This is a genomic window from Streptomyces sp. NPDC090442, assembly GCF_044769405.1.
Taxonomy (GTDB): Bacteria; Actinomycetota; Actinomycetes; order Streptomycetales; family Streptomycetaceae; genus Streptomyces.
On the sequence record NZ_JBIVXW010000284.1, the window covers coordinates 1 to 1,149 of the forward strand.

1 protein-coding gene is annotated in these 1,149 nt (G+C 69.1%); it reads left to right on the plus strand.

The window, feature by feature from the left end; all coding sequences use genetic code 11:
• Positions 1-1,112: sigma-54-dependent transcriptional regulator (locus tag ACIQU6_RS45060; protein ID WP_403488591.1), on the plus strand; the 1,112-nt coding region annotated here is incomplete at its 5' end.
• Positions 1,113-1,149 lie beyond the last annotated feature (37 nt).

Consider the following 1,149-nt stretch of genomic DNA (forward strand, 5'->3'; position numbering starts at 1 on the left):
TGCCCGACGGCTCGGGCATGGACCTGGTCGCCGAGATCAGCCAGAAGTATCCGAACACGCCGGTGGCGATGATCACCGCGTTCGGCAACGTCGAGGCCGCGGTGGAAGCGCTCAAGGCCGGCGCGTTCGACTTCGTCGCCAAGCCCGTGGACCTGTCGGTGCTGCGCGACCTGGTCCGGCACGCGCTGGAACTGCACGAAACCCGGCGCAGCGCCAGCGAAGCGGTCGGCTCGCGCCTGTACGGCGAATCGCCGGCGATGATCAAGCTGCGCCAGACCATCGGCAAGGTCGCGCGCAGCCAGGCGCCGGTGTACATCGCGGGCGAATCGGGCGTGGGCAAGGAACTGGTCGCGCGCACCATCCATTCCGAAGGCGGGCGCGCCGACGGACCGTTCGTGCCGGTCAACTGCGGCGCGATCCCGGCCGAATTGATGGAAAGCGAGTTCTTCGGCCACAAGAAAGGCAGCTTCACCGGCGCCCATGCCGACAAGCCCGGCCTGTTCCAGGCCGCCGACGGCGGCACCTTGTTCCTCGACGAAATCGGCGACCTGCCGCTGGACAGCCAAGCGTCGTTGCTGCGCTTCCTGCAGCAAGGCACGATCGAACGCCTCGGCGGCCACGAGCAGGTGTCGGTCGACGTGCGCATCGTCTCGGCCACCCATCACGATCTCGACCAGGCCGTCGCCGACGGAAAATTCCGCGCCGACCTCTACCACCGCCTGTGCGTGCTGCGCCTGCGCCAACCGCCGCTGCGCGAACGCGGCGCCGACATCGACCTGCTCGCCGAACACGCCCTGCACCGCTATGCCCGCGAAACCTCGCGCGGCATCAAGGGCTTCTCGCCGTGCGCGCGCCTGGCCCTGCATCGCCACGCCTGGCCGGGCAACGTGCGCGAACTGATCAACCGCGTGCGCCAGGCCGTGGTCATGGCGGAAGGCCGCTACCTAACCGCCGCCGACCTGCACATCGACGACACCGTCATCGCCGCACCGACCACCCTGGAAGAAGCCCGCGACACCGCCACGCGCGAAGCGATCGAACGCGCGCTGCAGCGCAATCGCGGCCGGCTCGGGGAATCGGCGCGCGAACTGGAAGTGTCGCGGGTGACGTAGTATCGGTAGATGCAGCGGTTGGGGATGCGCGCCAGCG